We start from the raw sequence: 18,952 nt of genomic DNA, 5'->3' as shown, positions 1-18,952 counted from the left end.
TGAATTAATCTTCTCATTGCATGTACGAACTCATGTCACTCCGTCTGAAATGCCCATTATGCGGGCATTCACTCATGGACCAGGAACAGCTTATCGACAATGTGCCCGGTATCCATCTGAATATCGAATGTCGCGGACAAAAAGGCGACATCTGGCTTAGTTCCATTTATGGGAGCTATAACTACAAGTCCACCATCGATCTGCCCAGGAACGAGATCGCTGTTTTCCACTGCCCGGAATGTCATGAGCAGATCACCTCAAAGACTGAATGCATGACCTGCGGTGCAGAGATGGCCCCGTTCTACCTCGATATGGGCGGAAAGGTGAGCATCTGCTCCCGAAGCGGCTGTAAAAACCACTTTGTCGAGTTTGAAGACCTGTCGATCGCATTGCGGAAATTTTACCAGGAATACGGCTATAATGGACAACATACACAGCAACCCCGTGAAGTACGGCCTCCTGATCCGGAGCAAATCAAGAGAGACGAAGCTAAAGAGATCATCGAAACTGGAACTTTCCTGCACACCTATTGCCCTTATTGCCGGAAAAGCCTGATAGATGGGGATATGTTGAAACTCAAGATCCGCAACGGCGAAGAAGGCACCCTCATTCTGAGTCCATACCTGAATGTTTTCTCTTCAAAATCAACGGTATTTCTTCCTGAAGATAGGGTAGTCGGCGATTTGAGCTGCCCGCATTGCGACCATAGCCTGATCCTTCATGATAAAACCTGCGATAAATGCGGATCGCCGGTAGCAAAGATATCCGTGGGCGCCAGGACCAAACTGATCGACTTTTTTATCTGTACGAAAAAAGGATGCAAATGGCATGGCCTCAGTGAAAACGACCTCTATGAGATCAGGCTGGAGAATAGCTTGGAATGGTGATGCCCCGCCTCTGGCGGAGAAGTTTAAGGTTTAAGTTGGGGACTATTTATATTTGAAACTTGAAACTAGAAACTGGAAACTTTGAGTTTTTAATTTTTAATTTTTAATTCTAAGGAATGTTTCAAATAGTACGTAAGCAAGAAATGGCCAAGGGGACGATCATCCGGTTCGACCTGAACGCCCCGAAAATTGCCGCCAAGGTCAAAGCCGGGCAGTTCGTGATCGTCCGGGTGAATGAAACCGGTGAGCGGATACCCCTCACGGTTGCAGATAAAGATGAATTTGCCGGGACTATTACCATTATTTTTCAGGTGGTTGGGAAAACCACTGCTCTTATGCGCTCCCTCAAAGAAGGAGACATGATCAGGGATGTCGTCGGTCCTTTAGGCAGACCGGCTGAAGTCGAGAACATCGGCACGGTCGTCATGATCGGCGGTGGAACGGGCGTGGCCATCCTTCATCATGTCACCAAAGCTTTCAAAGAGGCCGGAAACTATGTGATCAGCATCATGGGCGCCCGCGACAAGGAGCTGATCATCCTGGAACGTGAAATGGCCCAGATCAGCGATGAGCTTGTGATCACCACAGATGACGGAAGCTATGGCGAACGCGGCTTTGTGACTGATCCGCTGAAAAAATACCTCGGTGAGCGTTACGACATCAAGATGGTCTATGCCATCGGGCCTATCATCATGATGAAGAATATCGTGAAGCTCACTAAACAATATAATGTCAAGACGATGGTCAGCCTGAACCCTGTCATGATCGACGGAACAGGCATGTGTGGCGGATGCCGCGTTAAGGTTAACGACGAGACCATGTTCTGCTGTGTCGACGGCCCCGATTTCGATGGTTTCCAGGTTGATTTCGACGAACTGATCAACCGCAATTCATTGTATCTTAAAGAAGAGAAGGATTCGCTTTTGTTCTCGATACGATAGAGCTTGTTGAACCTCTACGAGGTAACTTGATTTATGGGATGTCTGTAATTCTACAATAATTAATCGCCTACGGTGAATTCCTCGTAGCAGATAAAGCAATTTCTACTTACGTGAATATCTGCTCATAATCCAAATTAAAGTACTGTAAAAAACCTCCTCCGTGGTTCTCTGTAAACTCTGTGGACATCTGTGTAACAACTTATTATAAGTTTCACAGAGTTCCGCTAAGGAGACACAGAGTTTCACGGAGTGATTTTAACAGAACACATGCATTTCATTCACATAATAATTTCTAAAATCGATTAAAAATTTGTTCAAAAAGTATGTTACCAAAGATTATATTTATTGATTAATTATATAGGTGTCAGGAAATTATTCAGACTTTTACATAAATGAACCAACATTAATTGTAAAAAAATGCAAAATTCTCTCTCTTCTACTATCCGGATTATCTCTATTCTATTTTTTTCACTCTGCCAGATTCAAATCTGCTACCCACAGGAATATTATGAGGAAATTACCTATCCTGACACGCTCGATATTGTTTCTATGTTACCTATTAATCATGACACAATAATTATTGGTATTTCTACAAACAACCCATATGCATATGGATGTATCTACAAGTCATTTGACGGTGGAAATACCTGGGAATTTGCAGGGTTAAATCAAACACATGTCTATTGTTTTTTAGAGGGAGTTGGAGATACAATCTATGCAGGCACAGGTTATGGTATTTTCACATCTGGTAATTATGGGGATAGTTGGGAGCTGATATTACCGATGACAGAAAATGTTGTTTCCATGGCCAGGTTACAACAAGGAAAACTTTTCGCGGGATTTGGGGGGGGATTATGCGTTCCCTCGATCATGGCATGACATGGGACACCTCTTTAACACTTAATCAAAATTCCGTTATCAATGCCATATTACCAGTTTCAGAAAATGAAATCTATGCAGCCGGAACTAGTTATACTTCTTTTGACGCGGGGGTTTTTGTGTCTCATAATTTAGGTGAATCCTGGGAATATATCGGATTATTAAGATATAATATTCAGGCCCTGGGTTACAACGCGGATCATGAATTGTTTGCCGGCTGTTATTATGATGGTTTGTTAAAGACTGCAGATTCGGGAATGACCTGGGAAACTGTATTTCCTCACAGAGATGTGCTTTCTATTGTTATTGACTTTGATGAAATGTACGTTGGGTGTGGAAAGCAAAGCTATCTTAACGGTGGTATTTTTTATTCCTCCGATAATGGCCTGACATGGGAAGATCATACCTATAATATAACAAATAAAGATGTGAAAAAGATTGTTTTAACTGAAGATCAATATTTTTATTCTTTATCAAGATTTAGTACAGCATACGGTCCTCCATTTTACAGATCCGCAGATCCTGTATTAACCCCTGAAAATAGCTTGCCACCGGATTTAAATATAAGTGTTTATCCCAATCCGGCATCAGATTTTTTAAATATTAGCATGTCTCCAGCATTGATAAAAAGTGGAAAATTGAAATTTTCGATATACGATCAAACAGGGCATATGGTAAAAAGTGATTCTACATTCATATCTCCTGACCCTCAAACATTAACTGCGGATATAACCAATCTTACTCCCGGAATATACTATCTCAAAATCATCATAGGTCAATCTAAGTATTTGCACAAGTTTATAGTTCTATAAAACCAATGAATCCTTAAAAACTACACCAGGAAAAATTTCATCAATTCATCCGAATCCCAGCACTGGAAATTTTACTATTGATTATAGTTTAGATAAAAAAGGCCTTGTTATTTTATCAATCTTATCACCCTCAGGTCAAACCCTGGCAGAAATCCAAAAAGGCGTAATGGAAAAAGGGGAATACCATGAAATGATCAGTGATCTGGATTTGCCCATAGGAATTTACTTTGTCGTCCTTTCTCTTGATGATGTAGTTTCAGATGCCAGGAAACTGATAATAGCAAAGTGAGGATAGAAAATTCCAAATCGCTATGCTTTCATGTTTTTATTGATAACTTTATCGCATAATTTTTCAAATTATGCTCGATCTCGATGTTAAGTATTTAAAGTTTAAGACTTATTTAAACACTTACTGCCCGCACTGCCAGAACAGCTTCAACGTAGATAAAAAGAGCCATAAGCAACTGGAATACAAGGCAGTTTATAAAGGTCAGACGATCGACTTGTTTCTCAGTCCTTACCTTGATGTTTTTGATGTAGAAGCATCAATCCCGCTGGAAAAAGGGGATATTCTCGAAGATTTGATCTGCCCTCAATGCCACACCAGCCTGATCAAGCAAGACATTCTATGTGGAGAGTGCGGTTCACCTGTTGCCCAGGTGACCATCTCGGCAGTCTCACGACTGATCCCGTTTTTCATTTGTACCAAATACGGTTGCGAGTGGCATGGCCTTACAAAAAAGGACGAGCGTCACATCAAGCTGAAGATACCGCGCCAGGTTATGCCGGAGCAGGACCAGACCCTCAGGGTGCATAATCACCAGGAAGTTCCGTATGGTTATACATCTGAGTTGGCCCTACTGGAAGCCGGCCGGTGCCTGCAATGCAAAAACCCGCAATGCGTTACCGGCTGCCCGGTGAATGTCGATATCCCTGCTTTCGTGGCTATGATTTCAGAAAGCCAGTTTGATGCTGCGGCAAAAAAGATCAAGGAGAGAAACGTATTCCCGGCCATATGTGGCAGGGTTTGCCCGCAGGAGAGCCAGTGTGAAGCCAAATGTATCATGGGTGTGAAAGACGATCCGGTTGCTATAGGCCGGCTCGAAAGATTCGTCGCAGATTTTGAGCGCAAAATGGACCTGATCAAAGTCCCGATTATTACAAAGAATGAGCATAAAAAAATTGCAGTGATCGGAAGCGGCCCGGGAGGCCTTACCGTTGCTGCCGACATGCGCCAGCTTGGCTACAGCGTTACGGTTTTTGAAGCCCTGCACGAACTCGGCGGTGTGTTGACTTATGGCATCCCTGAGTTCCGTCTTCCAAAAGCCATTGTCCAGTTTGAGATCGACTACCTGAAGCAGATGGGTGTCCGTTTCGAACTGAATCATGTTATAGGAAATATTTATACCATCGATGAATTGCTGGAGCATTTCGATGCGGTATTTATCGGTGTTGGCGCCGGACTGCCTGTTTTCATGGGCGTAAAAGGGGAAAGTCTTGGCAACGTGTTCTCAGCAAATGAATACCTCACCCGGATGAACCTGATGAAGGCTTACCGTTTCCCGGAATACGACACACCTATGCCCAAAGGGAACAAGGTGATCGTGGTTGGAGGCGGGAACGTGGCCATGGACTGTGCCAGGACGGCCCAACGGACCGGCGCCCAGGAGGTGACTATCGTTTACCGCCGCTCCCGGCATGAACTCCCCGCCAGGGCCGAAGAAGTGCACCATGCGGAAGAAGAGGGCATCAGTTTTAAGCTACTTACCAATCCTGTTAAATATATCGGCACCGATTCCAACAAGGTGAAAGCCATGGAATGCATCCGCATGAAGCTGGGAGATCCCGACCCATCCGGCAGAAGACGGCCGGTGCCCATCGAAGGCTCTAACTTTATCCAGGATTGCGACATGGTGATTGTGGCAGTCGGGAATGGCCCGAACCCCGTCATCTTCCAGACAACACCCGACCTGAAACGTAGCAAATGGGGATATATCGAGTACAACCCCGAGACCATGGAAACTTCTAAAGAATTTGTCTATGCCGGTGGTGACATCGTGACCGGTTCCGCTACCGTCATCCAGGCTATGGGCGCCGGCAGGACTGCTGCTAATGCAATGCATAAGAAGTTGTCGGCCATGGAGAAGAGGAAGTAGGCAGTTGGCAGTTCGCAGTTCGCAGTTGGACAGTTGGACAGTTGGACAGAAACAACCTAATGACCAATGACCAATGACTAATGACCAATGACTATTTAATGACTAAAAATAAGTGAGAGCAATCCAAAGAAATACCTTGAAATTGATTTGCTTTTCTTTGTTATCGTTGTACATTCTTTCACCTTTCACTATTTTAGCCGGCAAACAGTCACAAACAGACAGTCTTCAGGCTTTGTTGAGGGTCAGTGAGGGTTAATCAAAAATCAAAATTCTCAATGAATTGTCATACGTGCTTTCCACAACTGATCCCAAACGTGGGATAATGTTTGGGGAACAAGCTTATGACCTTGCCCTTCAAATAAATGATGAAAATTTGAAGGCTGAGGCGCTCGAATCCATCGGCCGGGGATATTTTTCCATAGGTGAATACCTGAAAGCCGCGCATTACCTGACATTAAGTTTACAGGATTATCAGAAACTGGAGAATAGGGAGAAGGTTGCCAAGACGTCCCAGAATATAGGTTTGGCATACTTGATGGCATCTGACTTTAAACAGGCACAAAATTATCTTTTACAAGCGGAAGCTCAGTTTGAAGAAGTCGGCGATCAGGAGCAGCTTGCTTACTGCCTGATAAATCTTGGACTTGTTTGCTACCAGAAGGGTGATTACGCTCCTGCTCTTGAATACTATGAAAAGGCCTCTGAAATCTATAAGGAAATTAATAATCCCGGAGAATATTCGGAATTGCTGAACCGGATAGGTATGACCTATTGGTCGCTCGGGATCAATGATAAAGCTTTGCAATACTTGCATGAATTCATACAGCTTCTGAGCCCAGACCGGACAAAAGCCCTCGCCATTGGTTATAATAATATTGGTGCCATTTACAGAGACCTTGACAATGACGAAAAAGCGCTAGAGTTTTACAGGAAAGCAGTGGTTTATTATGAGTTGGCAGGAGATAGTCTTGATTTGCCTTCCGCATTGACGAATATCGGCACTATTTATTCAAGCAGAGATATTCTCGATTCCGCCCTGTTTTATTATAAAAAGGCGCTGAAGATAAGTGATGCGATAGGGGACAGGCTGCAATCGGCGAAAACAAAACATAACATGGCCTTGATTTATAGCACGACAGGTCAATTAGATGAAGCAAAAAACCTGCTTTTGGAGTTTATGAATATCAGCCTGGAAATCGGATATAAAGAAGGCATTGCACATTCATTGCTTAGCCTGGGAAACTTTTATAAGGAACACGGGGATGTCGATGAAGCTTTAAAATGTTACCGGGATTGTATTTCAGTGGCTGACAGCATAAATTTATTACAGGTACTGATGAATGCTCACCTTGGTTTGTCGGAAATCCTTCAGAATCATAATCAAAATAAAGAAGCTTTATATCATTACCAAAAATACACCCAGGTAAAGGATACGATTTATAATGCCGAAAGAGCCAGGATAATCACCGAACTTGAAACTAAATATGAAACGGAGAAAAAGCAGCAGGAAAATGAACTGCTTGTAAAAGATAATGAACTGAAAGACCGCAGGATTAAGACGCTTTACATGGTCATAGGAGGCTTTTTGATCCTTATCATGGTAATCGTTCTGTTAATCATTCAATACAGAAAAACCTCCCTGGGTAAAAAATTGCTTGCAGAATCAGAAGCGGCCCGGCTGGCTGAAAAAGTAGATCATCAAAACCAGGAACTGGCATCCGGCGCACTGGCTCTTAGCCGCAACTTAAGCTTTATAAGCAAATTATTGACCGATTTAAAATCCCTGTCTTCTCATGTAGATAACCAAGGTATCCAAAACCTGATGGGCATCATCAGAAACATCCAACACCTGGATACTGACCCGGCCTGGAGTGAGTTTGAAATGCGCTTTCAACAGGTACATACACGTTTTTATAATAACCTGACAAAGAAATTCCCAACCCTCACAACAAATGAGATGAGGTTATGTGCACTGATTAAGCTGGGTATGAACACAAAGGAGATTTCCATGGTAACCTTCCAGAATATCCGTGCTATTGAAGCTGCACGGCTGAGATTAAGAAAAAAGTTCAGGCTGGATGGGGCTGAAGAACTAAGTTCTTTTCTTCAGAGATTTTAATTTTTTCAGGTAAAATCAAACATGTCGTAGAAATGTCGTAGTGGTTTATTTGACAAGCCCTATGTCATCTCCTTAACTTCGTATCCATTAAGATGATCCTGAGAGTTTTGACAGTAAGTATCTTATTTATAATCTTATTCTGAAGATGAAAAATAAAGTAGGACATAAAAAAATTGATCAGGCAGATGTCGAAGAGAAACTTGATGAATTGCTTAAGCAGATAAAAAGGAAAAAATCAGCCCTGAAAAAGATGTCGAGAATAATTCCTGGTTCCTCTAAGGATGAAAAAAGAAATAATGGCCAAATCTTTAACTATTAGTCCTAAACAAAATGAAAGAACTTAATCTTCTTTTTAAAAACATGAAGCTTAAATCCATCTTTCTGACATGTTTTATGATCATCGCCGGCCTGGCAACCGGGCAACTTACAGGTAATTCCAACTATATTCCTCAGATCAGCCTGACTGCGGTAAACGGTTTTGGGCCATATGTCCTGGGTACGCAGCAACAAAATAAATTTACAGCCTCAGATTTGCCGGCACAAACATCCAAAGTGATGTTCCGGTTTATCGATGCCGACAGTAACCAGGTGGGAAATGCCTACGTTAAAATGGATACGGCCGGCTCAATCAAACTGGTTGTCGGCAGATAAAGACAAATAAAAAAATGAATCATATGGAAAAATTAATGAAACTTTTACAGTGGAGTTTATTCTTGCTCCTCATTGGATTGATCATTTTTTTGATCCAAAAACCAATAAACAAAGAAAAAATCGTTGGTTCGGTTCAAGAAGGTAAGTTGACCGAAAGGTTATCCCGTGGTGAATTTGCCTTTTATAACGCTGAGTTTGAATTCAAAAAAACCCGAAACCCTGAATCTGACGCAATTCCTGCGAATATCCGGGCGCTGGAATTGGAATATGCTTCTTCCCTTCCGGAATCAGGTTCAGGAAACCGAAGCCAGAATTGGGAACATCGCGGGCCTTTTAATGTGGGAGGCCGGATGCTATGCCTGGCTTTTGATGTTGAAGATGAAAGTCATGTGTTTGCCGGAAGTGCTTCTGGTGGCATGTGGCAGTCGGCCGATGGCGGACAATCCTGGGCAAAAGCAACTCCCCCCGATGTGGAACAAAGCGCCACATGCATAGCCCAGGATACCCGCCCCGGTAAAACCAACATCTGGTATTATGGTACCGGAGAGCTGCTCAGTACGACAGACCGGAATGTGAGCACCAAGGTCCGTACTATCGGAATTGGTAATGGCATTTTTAAAACAACTGACAACGGAAACACCTGGGAGCCACTTCCCTATACGCTGGGAGGGAATCCCGGGACCCTGAGCGAAGTCTTCCAGGGAGTCTGGAGAATAGTGACCGACCCGGTCAGGGTAGATAAGGATATTGTCTATGCCGCCTGTTATGGCGCCATAATGCGGTCCGAAGACGGCGGAAATACCTGGGCTATTGCACTGGGCGATCTGGCTAATAAGTCGTTCTGCACTGATGTGGCCATTACTTCTGAAGGAATTTTATATGCTGCTTTAAGCTCCTATACCAGCTCAAACATGCGGCCCGGCAAAGCCGGATTCTGGAGGTCGGAAGACGGCCTGAACTGGACCAATATCACCCCGGACGATTTTCCTGTCGATACCAGGGTGATGAAAATAGCCCTTGCACCTTCCGACCAGAATGTGTTGTATCTGATGACAGAATACCCTTCTTCTGTCCTGGTTCCTTACAATGGAGTGTTCAATTCGGATAACACCTTCTGGAAATATACCGATGGGAGCAGTGGAAGGCAAGGCGCCTGGGAAAACCGGACAGAATTCATGTACGGGCATGGAAAAGGTGATTTTCTGAGCTATCCCAATGCATTGATCTCCTATGGCGGATATACATTCACGCTTGCAGTCAAACCGGATGATGAGAATGTCGTCATCATTGGAGGGATGAGCGCTTTCCGGTCGGACAACGGCTTTGCCGACAGTCTGCAGACCACCTGGATCGGTGGCGATCCGTATGATATGGATTCCCTTCACATGCTGCATCCCGACCAGCATGGCTTTACCTTCCTGCCTTCCAACCCGGAAGTCTTTTATGCGGCATGCGACGGAGGGATTTTGAGAACAGAGGATATTATGGCGGAAAATATTTATTGGAACAGGATGAACCAAAACCTGGTCAGTACGCAGTTCTATTCCGTATCGGTAGACCAGGCAGGTGAAGGAGATAACATTGTGCTGGGAGGACTTCAGGATAATTGCTGGTATTATTCCCCCACGGATGATCCAGGCGATTGGTGGTTCAGCGTGGATTTGTATTATGATGGATTCTCCTGTAAAGTGGCCGATTATCATGATTATGCCATTGTCGCAGCATATAGCGGTAATATCTGGACTACCCGGTTCGACGAAGGATTGCATACCAAAGACATTTACTACCAGACTCCGGATACTTTGCTTAGTTTTTATAATCCCATCATTGGATCGAACCCGATTTTCTCATTCTACTGCAATTTCATCCTCGACCCGAATAATAACGAGACATTTTATCTGCCCACCATCAACGGTATCTGGCGGAAAGACAACATGAAAGCAGCTTCTATGGATACTTCCCTCAGAAATGTCGGGTGGACCAATCTGTCTAATATCAACCTTAGTGAATCGGTCGAGATCAGTGCCCTGACCATTTCAAAAACTCCTGCCAACCGGCTATATTATGGTACGGACAACGGCCATGTTTACCGTCTGGATGGCGCCAATTCAGGTAATCCTACCCCCGTTGAAATCACTTCCCTTGATTTTCCGGTGAATGCCTATGTGGCTTGTATAGATGTCAACCAGGCAAATGCGGATAAGATCTTTGCCGTTTTTTCAAATTATGGGATAAAGAGTATTTTTTATTCTGATGACGGCGGGATGACCTGGTCGCATCAAGGAGGAAACCTGGAAGAAAATCCTGATGGGGCAGGAGCCGGACCTTCCGTCAGATGGGTGAAAACCCTTGACAACAGCGGGAATCAGGTTTATTATGCAGGAACAAGTGTAGGATTATTCAACACGACATGGCTGAATGGTGATTCAACCGTTTGGTCGAAAGAAGGTGCGCAAACCATTGGAAATGTGATGGTCGATATGATCGATGCACGGGAATCGGACGGTTTTGTGGCTATTGCCACTCATGGTAACGGAATATACAGTGTTTATTACGACCCGACCGCTGAAATCAAAGAAACCAGTGACCTGATTTCATCTGTCAGAAATTACCCCAATCCCTTCCGGGATAAAACCACCATAGAATATGTGCTTATGAAGGACGGTAATGTATACATTCAAGTTACAGATATTTCCGGAAAGAAAATCCTGACTGTTTTTAATGGCAAACAACAAGCCGGATTACATAAACTTGACCTTGAAGCCACCAACCTTACACCAGCGTTATATCTTCTTGAAATCCGGTCTGGAGATCAACAAATGGTTATGAAGATTTTAAAGGATATATTTTATTGAATTGCAGGCTGGAGAATATGTCGGGGTTCTCAAGATCCTGAAATGTAGATAATAGAATCCCTTGAACCTTGTCCGGCAAGAACAGTGAAGTATATCCAGCAGCTTCCGATAAGGAATGTTAATAGTAATTGCAGCAGAAATATTTTGGTTATCATTCAGCCTACTTTGTTATATTTGTCTAAAGATAACAAACCAAAGAACAACTATTTATTTCAACTGTATTTAATCATATTGCATATTGCAATGCGGGACATAATTACCCGTGTATCCTGGAAAATATGGCTGAATTCACCAAAGACGCCGAACAATCAGATGATATTACTATCTTAGCATTGTCTTACAAATAATAAAACCTGTTAAACGGATCCTTCTGATGATGCTGAAACATGAAATATCCATCCAAAATGATCTCCGTGAACTGGGACGTCTGACTGCTTTTTTAGAAGAAGCGGCAGCGGAATGGGGCTTCAGCAATGACCTGCTTTTCCACCTGAACCTGGTGGCCGAAGAGGTGGTTTCCAATATTATACTGTACGGTTTTAATAATAGCCTGGCTGAAGAGAATATACTGGTAGAACTATCATTCGGGCAGGGAGAATTGAAAATGCGTGTGACAGATCATGGCATAGAATTTAATCCGCTGAAAGTTCCCCCGCCTGATGATCTGGATAAACCGGTAAGCGAACGAAAGATTGGTGGGCTGGGTGTCTTTTTTGTACGTCAGTTGATGGACCAGGTCGAATATCACCGGATAGGTGACTGCAATGTTCTGATTCTCAATAAAAAGATTTTATAAAAAAACAGAAAATGGAATTAACTTTTGAAAAACACGGAAGTATAACGATCATCGGACTGAATGGCCGGTTGGATACTACGAATTACATTGAATTTGAAAATAAACTGCTTGAGGAGATATCACAGGGATCGTCAGTGCTGATTGAATGTACCCATCTTAATTACATCAGCAGTTCCGGTCTGAGGGTACTGCTCCTGGCACTGAAGAAAGCAGAAAAAACCAGCTCGAAACTGGCTTTGTGCTCTTTGCAGACCGGGATCATGGAAGTTTTCAGAATATCTGCATTCGATAGTATCTTTTCCATCTATCCGTATAAACAGGACGCTTTGGAAAAACTTCAGGATCAATCAAAGTAATTATTAATCCGGTTGAGAGGTCATTGACGAGTTCATCCGATAAAATCATGTAATAACTCAAATGGTTCATCTGGTACAATTTACTGATCCGAATTCAAGGGAGATGGAAAAAGCCCTTAGGGCAATCCCAAAATGTCCCGGAACTTGCATCTTTGTTGATATCGTCAGCTCAACAGCGGTAAAATACACCACCGATATTGTCCTATGGGGCAGAAGACTGAATAATACATTCAATTTTATCTCTTTGCTGAATGATTTTCCGGAGAATATTGTCAAAGGGATTGGTGATGAAATGATGCTTTATATCCCGGATGAAGTTTTAATTAAAAAGGATACGATCAATGATTACTATTCCCTTCTTGAGGAAATTTATTCTACGATCCTGAACCTTCAACGGTTCCCTCTTCAGGATATGTTCTATCATTGTAAACTATCAATACATTATTGCACAGACGTTTATAATGTGACGTTTCTGAAGGGATTCAATGATTACTATGGCCGGGATATAGACCTGACCGCGAGATTGATGGGAAAAACCCGTGCCGACCGTCTGGTATTCAGCGAAACATTTTACAGGAAAGTGGTCAGTGAACTATGCAAGAAAGGCATTTCGAAAGATCAGACTTGCCTGAACCATGTATCGGTCAAAATGGTGGAGGAGTTTAAAGGGATTCCAAAACCGGTGTCTTATCGCTTTATTGATGTTTGAAGTAAATATTGTCTATTGAGGATTCATTATATTATTTTTAAAGATGAATTCATTTGAAAAAATTGCTGATGAAATGCTTGAAAAAGCACAGATCGCGCAACCCTTGGGGCCGATTTTTGCCGTCATAAGGGAAAAATATCACCGCCTTTCCAAACATTTAATTTTCTTACATTTGAATTCCAAAACGCTAAACAATAATTAAGAAATCACTATTAAAAGGAAGGTTATTATGGACTCACAAAACGAAAACAAATTAGAATGTTGTCCCCCGTTTGAGCCTGCCCCATGGGACGATAAAATTATTACCTGGGAAAACAAAAAATTTATAAAAGACAAAGTTTGTACGCTGTTTTATATGCCTATGAATTTTGGGAAAGTCATGATAAGGCTCGACAAAACAGTTAAGGAAGCCGGTGCAACTATGCAGGACTATCTTTGCCTGTCAGATCATACTTCTAAATGGAATATGGATCTGTACCTGGCCGTTGATAAGGAAATACCTGGCGCTGAAAATGTAACGTTAAGTGGCAAGTTTTTCAGCAAAGTTTATGAAGGTTCTTATAATGAAACAGGGAAATGGTGTAAAGACTTTGAAACGCTAGCTAAATCAAAGGGGTTTCGCATAAAAAAGTTATTTATGTGGTACACAACCTGTCCGAAATGTGCGAAAAAGTATGGAAAGAATTATGTGGTGATCCTGGGTGAAGTCGGGTAGTTCGCAGTTCGCAGTTCCCAGTTCGCAGTTCGCAGTTCGCGATCCTCAGTCGTTTGTCCTGGAAACAACAGTTTGACAATATAACAGTTTAACAGTGAAAATTTCAATTGTAATAAACGGCACCAGGGGTGATGTTCAACCCATGCTTGCCCTGGCAATAGAGCTTATTAAAAGCGGACATGAAATAGTTTTTTGTGCACCACCCGAAAATGAAGAACTTGTAAAGCGATACAATTGTCCGTTTGTGCCATTCGGTCCGAATTATAAAGAACTGTTTAAACAAAATGCACAGATTAAAGGTGGTGCCACTGCTGCCCCTTCTCCGAAAGAAATGAAAAAAGAAACCGAAAACCAGATCAGTCTGCTTCCGGAAATAATGAAAGGTTCGGATCTGGTATTAGGTGTTGGATTTGTATTGGGTGTTCATACAGCTGCAGATATATTAAAAGTTCCTTACCGCTTTTTTGTTTTTTATCCGGTACTCCTGGGAACAAGCAAATATGACCCGTTCCTGAACCGGTTAATGTTTGGATTTGGCAGATTAATGACGAACCTGGTGATGAAAGGGTTTATCAATAAAAAGCGGATTGAAGTTGGATTACAACCAATCAAAGATGTCTGGGGAAATTGGATGGGCGACCATGTCATAGCTGCTTGCGACAGGGAGTTAAATGCTGTCCGCGAGGGTGTTTCATTTAATTTCACTCAAACCGGGTATATGCTTCTTAAATCACAAAGTGAGTTACCTGAAAATGTAGTAAAATTTTTAAATTCAGGAAAACCGCCTGTATTTATAGGGTTTGGAAGTAACCCGGTTTCACGTCCCGAAAAATTCAGCCGGGTATTCAGTGAAGTCTCGAAAGCTACAGGTCAACGCCTGGTAATTTCCAGGGGATGGGCTGATCTGCCGGAAGAAAACACTGAAGATATTTTATACGTTGACGAAGTGCCTTTTGAGTTGCTTTTTCCCCGCTTGGCCGCCATTGTTTATCATGGAGGAACAGGTACCATGGCAGCAGCGGCAAGGGCAGGGATTCCCCAGGCAGCTTTTCCCTACATGGCCGACCAGTTTGAGAATCGCAAGCAGATTGTAAAATTAGGATTAGGGCCCGATGCCTGTGATTTTAAGAAAATATCAGCAAAGGCTATTTCTTCTGCTATTAATGAATGTGTCACAAATGAGAATTATAAGAAAAAGGCACAGGAGATTTCGCAGAAACTTATAAACACAAACGGACTCGAACTGACTGTAAAACTTATTGAAGATGAATTGAAGAAATAAGTTCCCTCTTCTCCTTTTCCCCGCTTCCATGCCTCCAAGTCATTAGTCATTGGTCATTAGTATCTTGGAATTTTGAATTTTGAATTTGTTCTGAATTTGATGCTTTGGATTTCAAATTTGTTTGGTCCGCCAGCTGGCGGATAGTGCCTGGTATTTGGAACTTTTTCCTCCGACCGGGTATATTTTCTCAAAATCCCGATTAATAGAAAAAGTTCTCTCATCTCCACATTTTGCGACCTCAAATTTTTTCATATGAAGAGTTCAGTTATTAAGTCAGATTATCAGACGCTTATATACGATTTCAGGGGATTAAAGGTCATGCTGGATTTTGACCTGGCAGTATTGTATGGTGTCGAAACTAAAAGATTGAAAGAACAGGTAAAACGCAACCTGTCAAGGTTTCCAGAGGATTTTATGTTTGAATTATCCAAAGATGAATACGAAATCTTGAGGTCGCAATTTGCGACCTCAAGATGGGGTGGAATGAGATATTTACCAATGGCTTTTACAGAACAAGGCGTAGCAATGCTCTCATCCGTATTAAACTCCGAGAAAGCTATTCAGGTAAATATTGAAATTATTAGGGCTTTTGCCCAATATAGAGCATTATTGATTGAAAGTAAAGATTTTAGAAAGGAACTAAAAACTTTAGATGATAAAATAAATCAGATTTTCAGGTTTTTGCTTGAGAAAATAGATGCTTTGAGTCAGAAACCAATACAACACCCGAGACCGAAGATAGGATTTAAAATAAAGGATGATGATTAGCTTTCTTTTTCTTTTTTTCATATGTTTCGGGTTACGGGTTACGGGTTACGAGTTACGAGTTAAGGGATGATTCTTTAACTAATAACCTTACTAACTTAAACTTTGCCCTTTGCCCTTTGCCCTTTGAACTATTTTGGTGCTTCCCCGCTTCCCCGCTTCCATGCTGTAAGACCATAAGGCTGTAGGACTATAGGAGCATAGGGTTTGTAAACTTCCTCTCTTCATTATTTTTTTCAACCGACCGGGTATTTTTTTACAAATTCCGGATTAATATTAAAAACCTGGTATCATTAAACAGACAGTTCAATTAATGGATAATATCATGAAAAACAGGAAGATCGAAGTTAAAGGCAAAGAAGTTGCCTTACTGACCAGTCAATCGATGGATTATATTTCCCTTACAGACATTGCCAAACATAGAAATGAAACAGAAACATTCTCTATCATCAATAATTGGATGAGGAGCCGAAGTACGATTGAATTTATAGGTTTATGGGAAATAATTCATAACCCTGATTTTAAACCTATCGAATTCGAGAGGTTTAGAATAGAGGCTGGGAGTAATTATTTTGTGCTATCTCCTAAAAGATGGATTGAATCTACCAATGCGATTGGTATACTTTCTAAATCAGGTAGATATGGTGGCACATTTGCTCATAAAGACATTGCTTTCGAGTTTGCATCGTGGATAAGTTCTGAGTTCAAACTTTATCTTATCATTGAATTCCAGCGTCTAAAAGAAGATGAAAATAGCCGTCTTCAGCTCGAATGGAACCTTCAGCGCACAATTGCAAAGATCAATTATTCTATTCATACGGATGCAATCAAAGAAAACCTGATTCCTAATGAGCTGACTAGGCAGGAAATTAGTTTCATTTATGCTAGTGAAGCTGATCTTCTGAATATGGCATTGTTTGGAAGGACGGCTAAAAGATGGCAAAATGAGAATCCGGATAAAGAAGGAAATATCCGTGATGCCGCGACCATTGAGCAATTGGTTGTCCTTAGTAACCTGGAAAGTATCAATGCTGTTATGATCCATCAGGGTACAGAACAAAGCGTACGCCTTCAGCAGCTTAATCGGATAGCTATTATGCAAATGCGGTCACTGCTGCAAAGCAGAAGTGTCAAGAAGTTGAAGTAAACTTCAAAGCAGTTCGCAGCGGAGCCAAGCCTTTCGGCCAGACGACGTCCCGGCTTTGTGGAGTTCCCAGTTCCCAGTTCCCAGTTCGCGGTCGGCGGTCGCCGGTCAGCAGTTCCCCTATTCCCCTCTTCCCCTCTTCCCCGCTTCCATGCCTCCATGCTTTCAATTAATTTTTGGAATCTGGAATTTGGAATCTATTCCTTAAATCCCTGTTAAAATAGTAAATTTGTATAAAAAGGATATGGGACACGAAGCTATTAAACTGGAACTCATCGAATGGCTTGCCAGGCTTGAAGATGATGAAACCATTCAATACATGAAAGTGGTCAAGGATTCAAAACCTGCCGACCATTCCAGGTGCGAAGATCTTACGGAATACCAGAAGCGGGCCATTGAAAAAGGACTCAAAGATATAGATGAGGGTCGGGTTACTCCTCATGAAGATGTAAAGAAAAAATATGGACTTTAAGCTAATAAAAGAAAAAAATGACACAAAGTATTTACCAGGTCCAAATAATTTTAAAAGGGTCTAAACCAAAGATTTGGAGGAGATTATGGATCCCATCCGATTTGCTGTTGTCGGATTTTCATAAGATCATCCAAACGACTATGGGATGGACCGATTTGCATCTCCATCAATTCGAAAAAAACCGGAAATTTTATTCGGTAAAGCATCCGGACGATGACTTTTGGGATGATATGGATAATGTCGACTACAAAAAAGAAAAGATCCGGGTATCGGATTTATTAAAGACTGAAAAAGAAAGGATTACGTATGAGTATGATTTCGGTGATGGATGGGTACACGATATTATATTAGAGATGGTACTTCCTGCTGATCCTGAAATCAAAGTTCCTGTTTGCCTGGCTGGTGCAAGGAATTGTCCCCCGGAGGATTGCGGAGGTGTTTGGGGCTATGCTGAATTGTTGAAAATATTAAAGCAGCCAGATCATGCAGAATATAAAAATTTTCTGGATTGGCTGGGAGAAGATTTTGACCCTGAATATTTTAATATAGACGAGGTGAATAGACTTTTGGGTAAAAAGAAATACAAGTCCTGAGAGTCTTAGAATGAAAAATCCGGATTGGGAGCAACATTATTTTTCGTATTTTTGAATGACAATATTAGCTATGAAAACTAAAGATTATATTATAAGTACCATTCGAATCCATAAGAGTGCGCTCTGTGATCTGGGTATTAATAATGTTGGTTTATTTGGTTCGTACGTCAGGGAGGAGCAGTCCGAAAATAGTGATATAGATATTCTTATAGACTTTAATCCGGATAAGGAGAGTTTTGATAATTATATGGCTGTTTGCGATTACCTGGAAAGGATTTTTAAAAACGAAAAAGTTGAAATTGTCACCAAAAATGGATTAAGTCCATTTATAGGCCCAAAAATATTAGAGGAAGTCATTTATGTTTAAAGATCCGGTAGAATATTTAAAGCATATTCAGAGAGACCGGCTGATTCATGATTATATGGGAATTAATTATTCGATAGTATTGGACGTCGTAAAAAACAAAATTCCGGAATTATCAAAGCAGATTGCTGAGGTGATTGAAAAAGAGCAGAATAATACGGACAGCAAATAATTCTTAGTTACCCGCTTCCCGGCATTGCTCAATGTTCAGCGTTCAATGCTCACTCGTCCATGAAGTTCAACCTTTACGAGGTATTCAGATTGAGGGGGCGACGCGGATTTTACAATAATAAATCGCCTGCGGCGAATTCTGCGTAGCAGATAAAGTGTTGGTGTGCCGGGCATGTAGTAAATCTCAATGGTGCGGGGGTAAACGCCTCCAAGTCCAAAAAGAGCCGTAATGGCCGGAATCTTATAGCCGAAAGCAAGGGTGTCCCGGGCGACCGGGAATCCGAA

General features: G+C 41.9%; 23 protein-coding genes. 21 read left to right on the top strand and 2 right to left on the bottom strand.

Annotated elements, in window-relative coordinates; all coding sequences use genetic code 11:
• Positions 1 to 20: 20 nt before the first annotated feature.
• The 18 genes from M0Q51_13500 (at position 21) to M0Q51_13415 (ending at position 17,070) form a co-directional block, all read left to right on the top strand.
• Entirely contained in the window at positions 21 to 887 is an 867-nt protein-coding gene (locus M0Q51_13500) for a class I tRNA ligase family protein (GenBank protein MCK9400992.1), read from the top strand.
• A 116-nt stretch (positions 888 to 1,003) separates the two neighbouring features.
• Entirely contained in the window at positions 1,004 to 1,828 is an 825-nt protein-coding gene (locus M0Q51_13495; GenBank protein MCK9400991.1) for a sulfide/dihydroorotate dehydrogenase-like FAD/NAD-binding protein, read from the top strand.
• Positions 1,829 to 2,245: 417 nt separating this feature from the next.
• Entirely contained in the window at positions 2,246 to 2,707 is a 462-nt protein-coding gene (locus M0Q51_13490; GenBank protein ID MCK9400990.1) for a hypothetical protein, read from the top strand.
• Complete coding sequence (locus M0Q51_13485; GenBank protein ID MCK9400989.1) at positions 2,683 to 3,519, top strand: T9SS type A sorting domain-containing protein; 837 nt, start codon at positions 2,683 to 2,685, stop codon at positions 3,517 to 3,519. The genes M0Q51_13490 and M0Q51_13485 overlap by 25 nt, the downstream gene beginning before the upstream one ends.
• 76 nt (positions 3,520 to 3,595) lie before the next feature.
• Positions 3,596 to 3,808 (top strand): hypothetical protein, encoded by a 213-nt coding sequence (locus M0Q51_13480; protein MCK9400988.1) that lies wholly within the window; start codon positions 3,596 to 3,598, stop codon positions 3,806 to 3,808.
• Positions 3,809 to 4,274: 466 nt separating this feature from the next.
• Positions 4,275 to 5,675: an NADPH-dependent glutamate synthase gene (gene gltA, locus M0Q51_13475; GenBank protein MCK9400987.1), complete on the top strand. Its 1,401-nt coding sequence runs from the start codon at positions 4,275 to 4,277 to the stop codon at positions 5,673 to 5,675.
• Between the two features lie 322 nt (positions 5,676 to 5,997).
• Positions 5,998 to 7,794: a tetratricopeptide repeat protein gene (locus M0Q51_13470; protein ID MCK9400986.1), complete on the top strand. Its 1,797-nt coding sequence runs from the start codon at positions 5,998 to 6,000 to the stop codon at positions 7,792 to 7,794.
• Positions 7,795 to 7,939: 145 nt separating this feature from the next.
• A complete protein-coding gene (locus tag M0Q51_13465) occupies positions 7,940 to 8,113 on the top strand; it encodes a hypothetical protein (GenBank protein MCK9400985.1) in 174 nt (57 codons plus the stop codon).
• Between the two features lie 11 nt (positions 8,114 to 8,124).
• Positions 8,125 to 8,445, top strand: coding sequence for a hypothetical protein (locus tag M0Q51_13460; protein MCK9400984.1), 321 nt, complete (start codon positions 8,125 to 8,127; stop codon positions 8,443 to 8,445).
• 23 nt (positions 8,446 to 8,468) lie between these two features.
• On the top strand, positions 8,469 to 11,300 hold the full coding sequence (locus M0Q51_13455; protein ID MCK9400983.1) for a T9SS type A sorting domain-containing protein: 2,832 nt from the start codon (positions 8,469 to 8,471) through the stop codon (positions 11,298 to 11,300).
• A gap of 373 nt (positions 11,301 to 11,673) precedes the next feature.
• Positions 11,674 to 12,096 (top strand): ATP-binding protein, encoded by a 423-nt coding sequence (locus tag M0Q51_13450; GenBank protein MCK9400982.1) that lies wholly within the window; start codon positions 11,674 to 11,676, stop codon positions 12,094 to 12,096.
• Between the two features lie 11 nt (positions 12,097 to 12,107).
• Positions 12,108 to 12,452, top strand: coding sequence for an STAS domain-containing protein (locus M0Q51_13445; GenBank protein MCK9400981.1), 345 nt, complete (start codon positions 12,108 to 12,110; stop codon positions 12,450 to 12,452).
• Positions 12,453 to 12,555: 103 nt separating this feature from the next.
• Positions 12,556 to 13,161, top strand: coding sequence for a hypothetical protein (locus tag M0Q51_13440; GenBank protein ID MCK9400980.1), 606 nt, complete (start codon positions 12,556 to 12,558; stop codon positions 13,159 to 13,161).
• A gap of 43 nt (positions 13,162 to 13,204) precedes the next feature.
• Positions 13,205 to 13,363 carry a hypothetical protein gene (locus tag M0Q51_13435; GenBank protein ID MCK9400979.1) on the top strand — a complete coding sequence of 53 codons (159 nt, stop codon included), beginning with the start codon at positions 13,205 to 13,207 and terminating at the stop codon, positions 13,361 to 13,363.
• 27 nt (positions 13,364 to 13,390) lie between these two features.
• Complete coding sequence (locus M0Q51_13430) at positions 13,391 to 13,876, top strand: hypothetical protein (GenBank protein MCK9400978.1); 486 nt, start codon at positions 13,391 to 13,393, stop codon at positions 13,874 to 13,876.
• Between the two features lie 94 nt (positions 13,877 to 13,970).
• Positions 13,971 to 15,158 carry a glycosyltransferase gene (locus M0Q51_13425; protein ID MCK9400977.1) on the top strand — a complete coding sequence of 396 codons (1,188 nt, stop codon included), beginning with the start codon at positions 13,971 to 13,973 and terminating at the stop codon, positions 15,156 to 15,158.
• 252 nt (positions 15,159 to 15,410) lie between these two features.
• Positions 15,411 to 15,926 carry an ORF6N domain-containing protein gene (locus M0Q51_13420; protein MCK9400976.1) on the top strand — a complete coding sequence of 172 codons (516 nt, stop codon included), beginning with the start codon at positions 15,411 to 15,413 and terminating at the stop codon, positions 15,924 to 15,926.
• 382 nt (positions 15,927 to 16,308) lie between these two features.
• Positions 16,309 to 17,070, top strand: a complete 762-nt coding sequence (locus M0Q51_13415; protein ID MCK9400975.1) for a KilA-N domain-containing protein — start codon at positions 16,309 to 16,311, stop codon at positions 17,068 to 17,070.
• On the opposite strand, the gene M0Q51_13410 is transcribed toward M0Q51_13415, so the two are convergent.
• Positions 17,054 to 17,236: a hypothetical protein gene (locus M0Q51_13410; GenBank protein ID MCK9400974.1), complete on the bottom strand. Its 183-nt coding sequence runs from the start codon at positions 17,234 to 17,236 to the stop codon at positions 17,054 to 17,056. The two genes, M0Q51_13415 and M0Q51_13410, sit on opposite strands and share 17 nt — an antisense overlap.
• 60 nt (positions 17,237 to 17,296) lie before the next feature.
• Between M0Q51_13410 and M0Q51_13405 the strand changes: the two genes are divergently transcribed.
• The 3 genes from M0Q51_13405 to M0Q51_13395 all read left to right on the top strand — a co-directional run bounded on the left by M0Q51_13405 (position 17,297) and on the right by M0Q51_13395 (position 18,499).
• Positions 17,297 to 17,539, top strand: a complete 243-nt coding sequence (locus M0Q51_13405; protein ID MCK9400973.1) for a hypothetical protein — start codon at positions 17,297 to 17,299, stop codon at positions 17,537 to 17,539.
• 17 nt (positions 17,540 to 17,556) lie between these two features.
• Complete coding sequence (locus tag M0Q51_13400) at positions 17,557 to 18,132, top strand: plasmid pRiA4b ORF-3 family protein (protein MCK9400972.1); 576 nt, start codon at positions 17,557 to 17,559, stop codon at positions 18,130 to 18,132.
• Between the two features lie 70 nt (positions 18,133 to 18,202).
• Positions 18,203 to 18,499, top strand: a complete 297-nt coding sequence (locus M0Q51_13395) for a nucleotidyltransferase family protein (protein ID MCK9400971.1) — start codon at positions 18,203 to 18,205, stop codon at positions 18,497 to 18,499.
• A gap of 204 nt (positions 18,500 to 18,703) precedes the next feature.
• On the opposite strand, the gene M0Q51_13390 is transcribed toward M0Q51_13395, so the two are convergent.
• On the bottom strand, positions 18,704 to 18,952 hold a 249-nt coding region (locus M0Q51_13390; protein ID MCK9400970.1), incomplete at its 5' end, for a hypothetical protein.

It is taken from the genome of Bacteroidales bacterium (genome assembly GCA_023229505.1).
GTDB lineage: Bacteria > Bacteroidota > Bacteroidia > Bacteroidales > JAGOPY01 > JAGOPY01.
This window is presented reverse-complemented; position numbering and strand designations above follow the sequence as displayed.

Bases quoted from the DNA above. Each gene is read 5' to 3' on its own strand.
- M0Q51_13435 (MCK9400979.1), top strand. From the start codon at position 13,205: ATGAATTCATTTGAAAAAATTGCTGATGAAATGCTTGAAAAAGCACAG.
- M0Q51_13485 (MCK9400989.1), top strand. From the start codon at position 2,683: ATGCGTTCCCTCGATCATGGCATGACATGGGACACCTCTTTAACACTT.
- M0Q51_13460 (MCK9400984.1), top strand. From the start codon at position 8,125: ATGAAAGAACTTAATCTTCTTTTTAAAAACATGAAGCTTAAATCCATC.
- M0Q51_13440 (MCK9400980.1), top strand. From the start codon at position 12,556: ATGGAAAAAGCCCTTAGGGCAATCCCAAAATGTCCCGGAACTTGCATC.
- M0Q51_13400 (MCK9400972.1), top strand. From the start codon at position 17,557: ATGACACAAAGTATTTACCAGGTCCAAATAATTTTAAAAGGGTCTAAA.
- M0Q51_13490 (MCK9400990.1), top strand. From the start codon at position 2,246: ATGCAAAATTCTCTCTCTTCTACTATCCGGATTATCTCTATTCTATTT.
- M0Q51_13500 (MCK9400992.1), top strand. From the start codon at position 21: ATGTACGAACTCATGTCACTCCGTCTGAAATGCCCATTATGCGGGCAT.
- M0Q51_13395 (MCK9400971.1), top strand. From the start codon at position 18,203: ATGAAAACTAAAGATTATATTATAAGTACCATTCGAATCCATAAGAGT.
- M0Q51_13445 (MCK9400981.1), top strand. From the start codon at position 12,108: ATGGAATTAACTTTTGAAAAACACGGAAGTATAACGATCATCGGACTG.
- M0Q51_13470 (MCK9400986.1), top strand. From the start codon at position 5,998: ATGTTTGGGGAACAAGCTTATGACCTTGCCCTTCAAATAAATGATGAA.
- M0Q51_13420 (MCK9400976.1), top strand. From the start codon at position 15,411: ATGAAGAGTTCAGTTATTAAGTCAGATTATCAGACGCTTATATACGAT.
- M0Q51_13450 (MCK9400982.1), top strand. From the start codon at position 11,674: ATGATGCTGAAACATGAAATATCCATCCAAAATGATCTCCGTGAACTG.
- M0Q51_13455 (MCK9400983.1), top strand. From the start codon at position 8,469: ATGGAAAAATTAATGAAACTTTTACAGTGGAGTTTATTCTTGCTCCTC.
- M0Q51_13415 (MCK9400975.1), top strand. From the start codon at position 16,309: ATGGATTATATTTCCCTTACAGACATTGCCAAACATAGAAATGAAACA.
- M0Q51_13495 (MCK9400991.1), top strand. From the start codon at position 1,004: ATGTTTCAAATAGTACGTAAGCAAGAAATGGCCAAGGGGACGATCATC.
- M0Q51_13430 (MCK9400978.1), top strand. From the start codon at position 13,391: ATGGACTCACAAAACGAAAACAAATTAGAATGTTGTCCCCCGTTTGAG.
- M0Q51_13465 (MCK9400985.1), top strand. From the start codon at position 7,940: ATGAAAAATAAAGTAGGACATAAAAAAATTGATCAGGCAGATGTCGAA.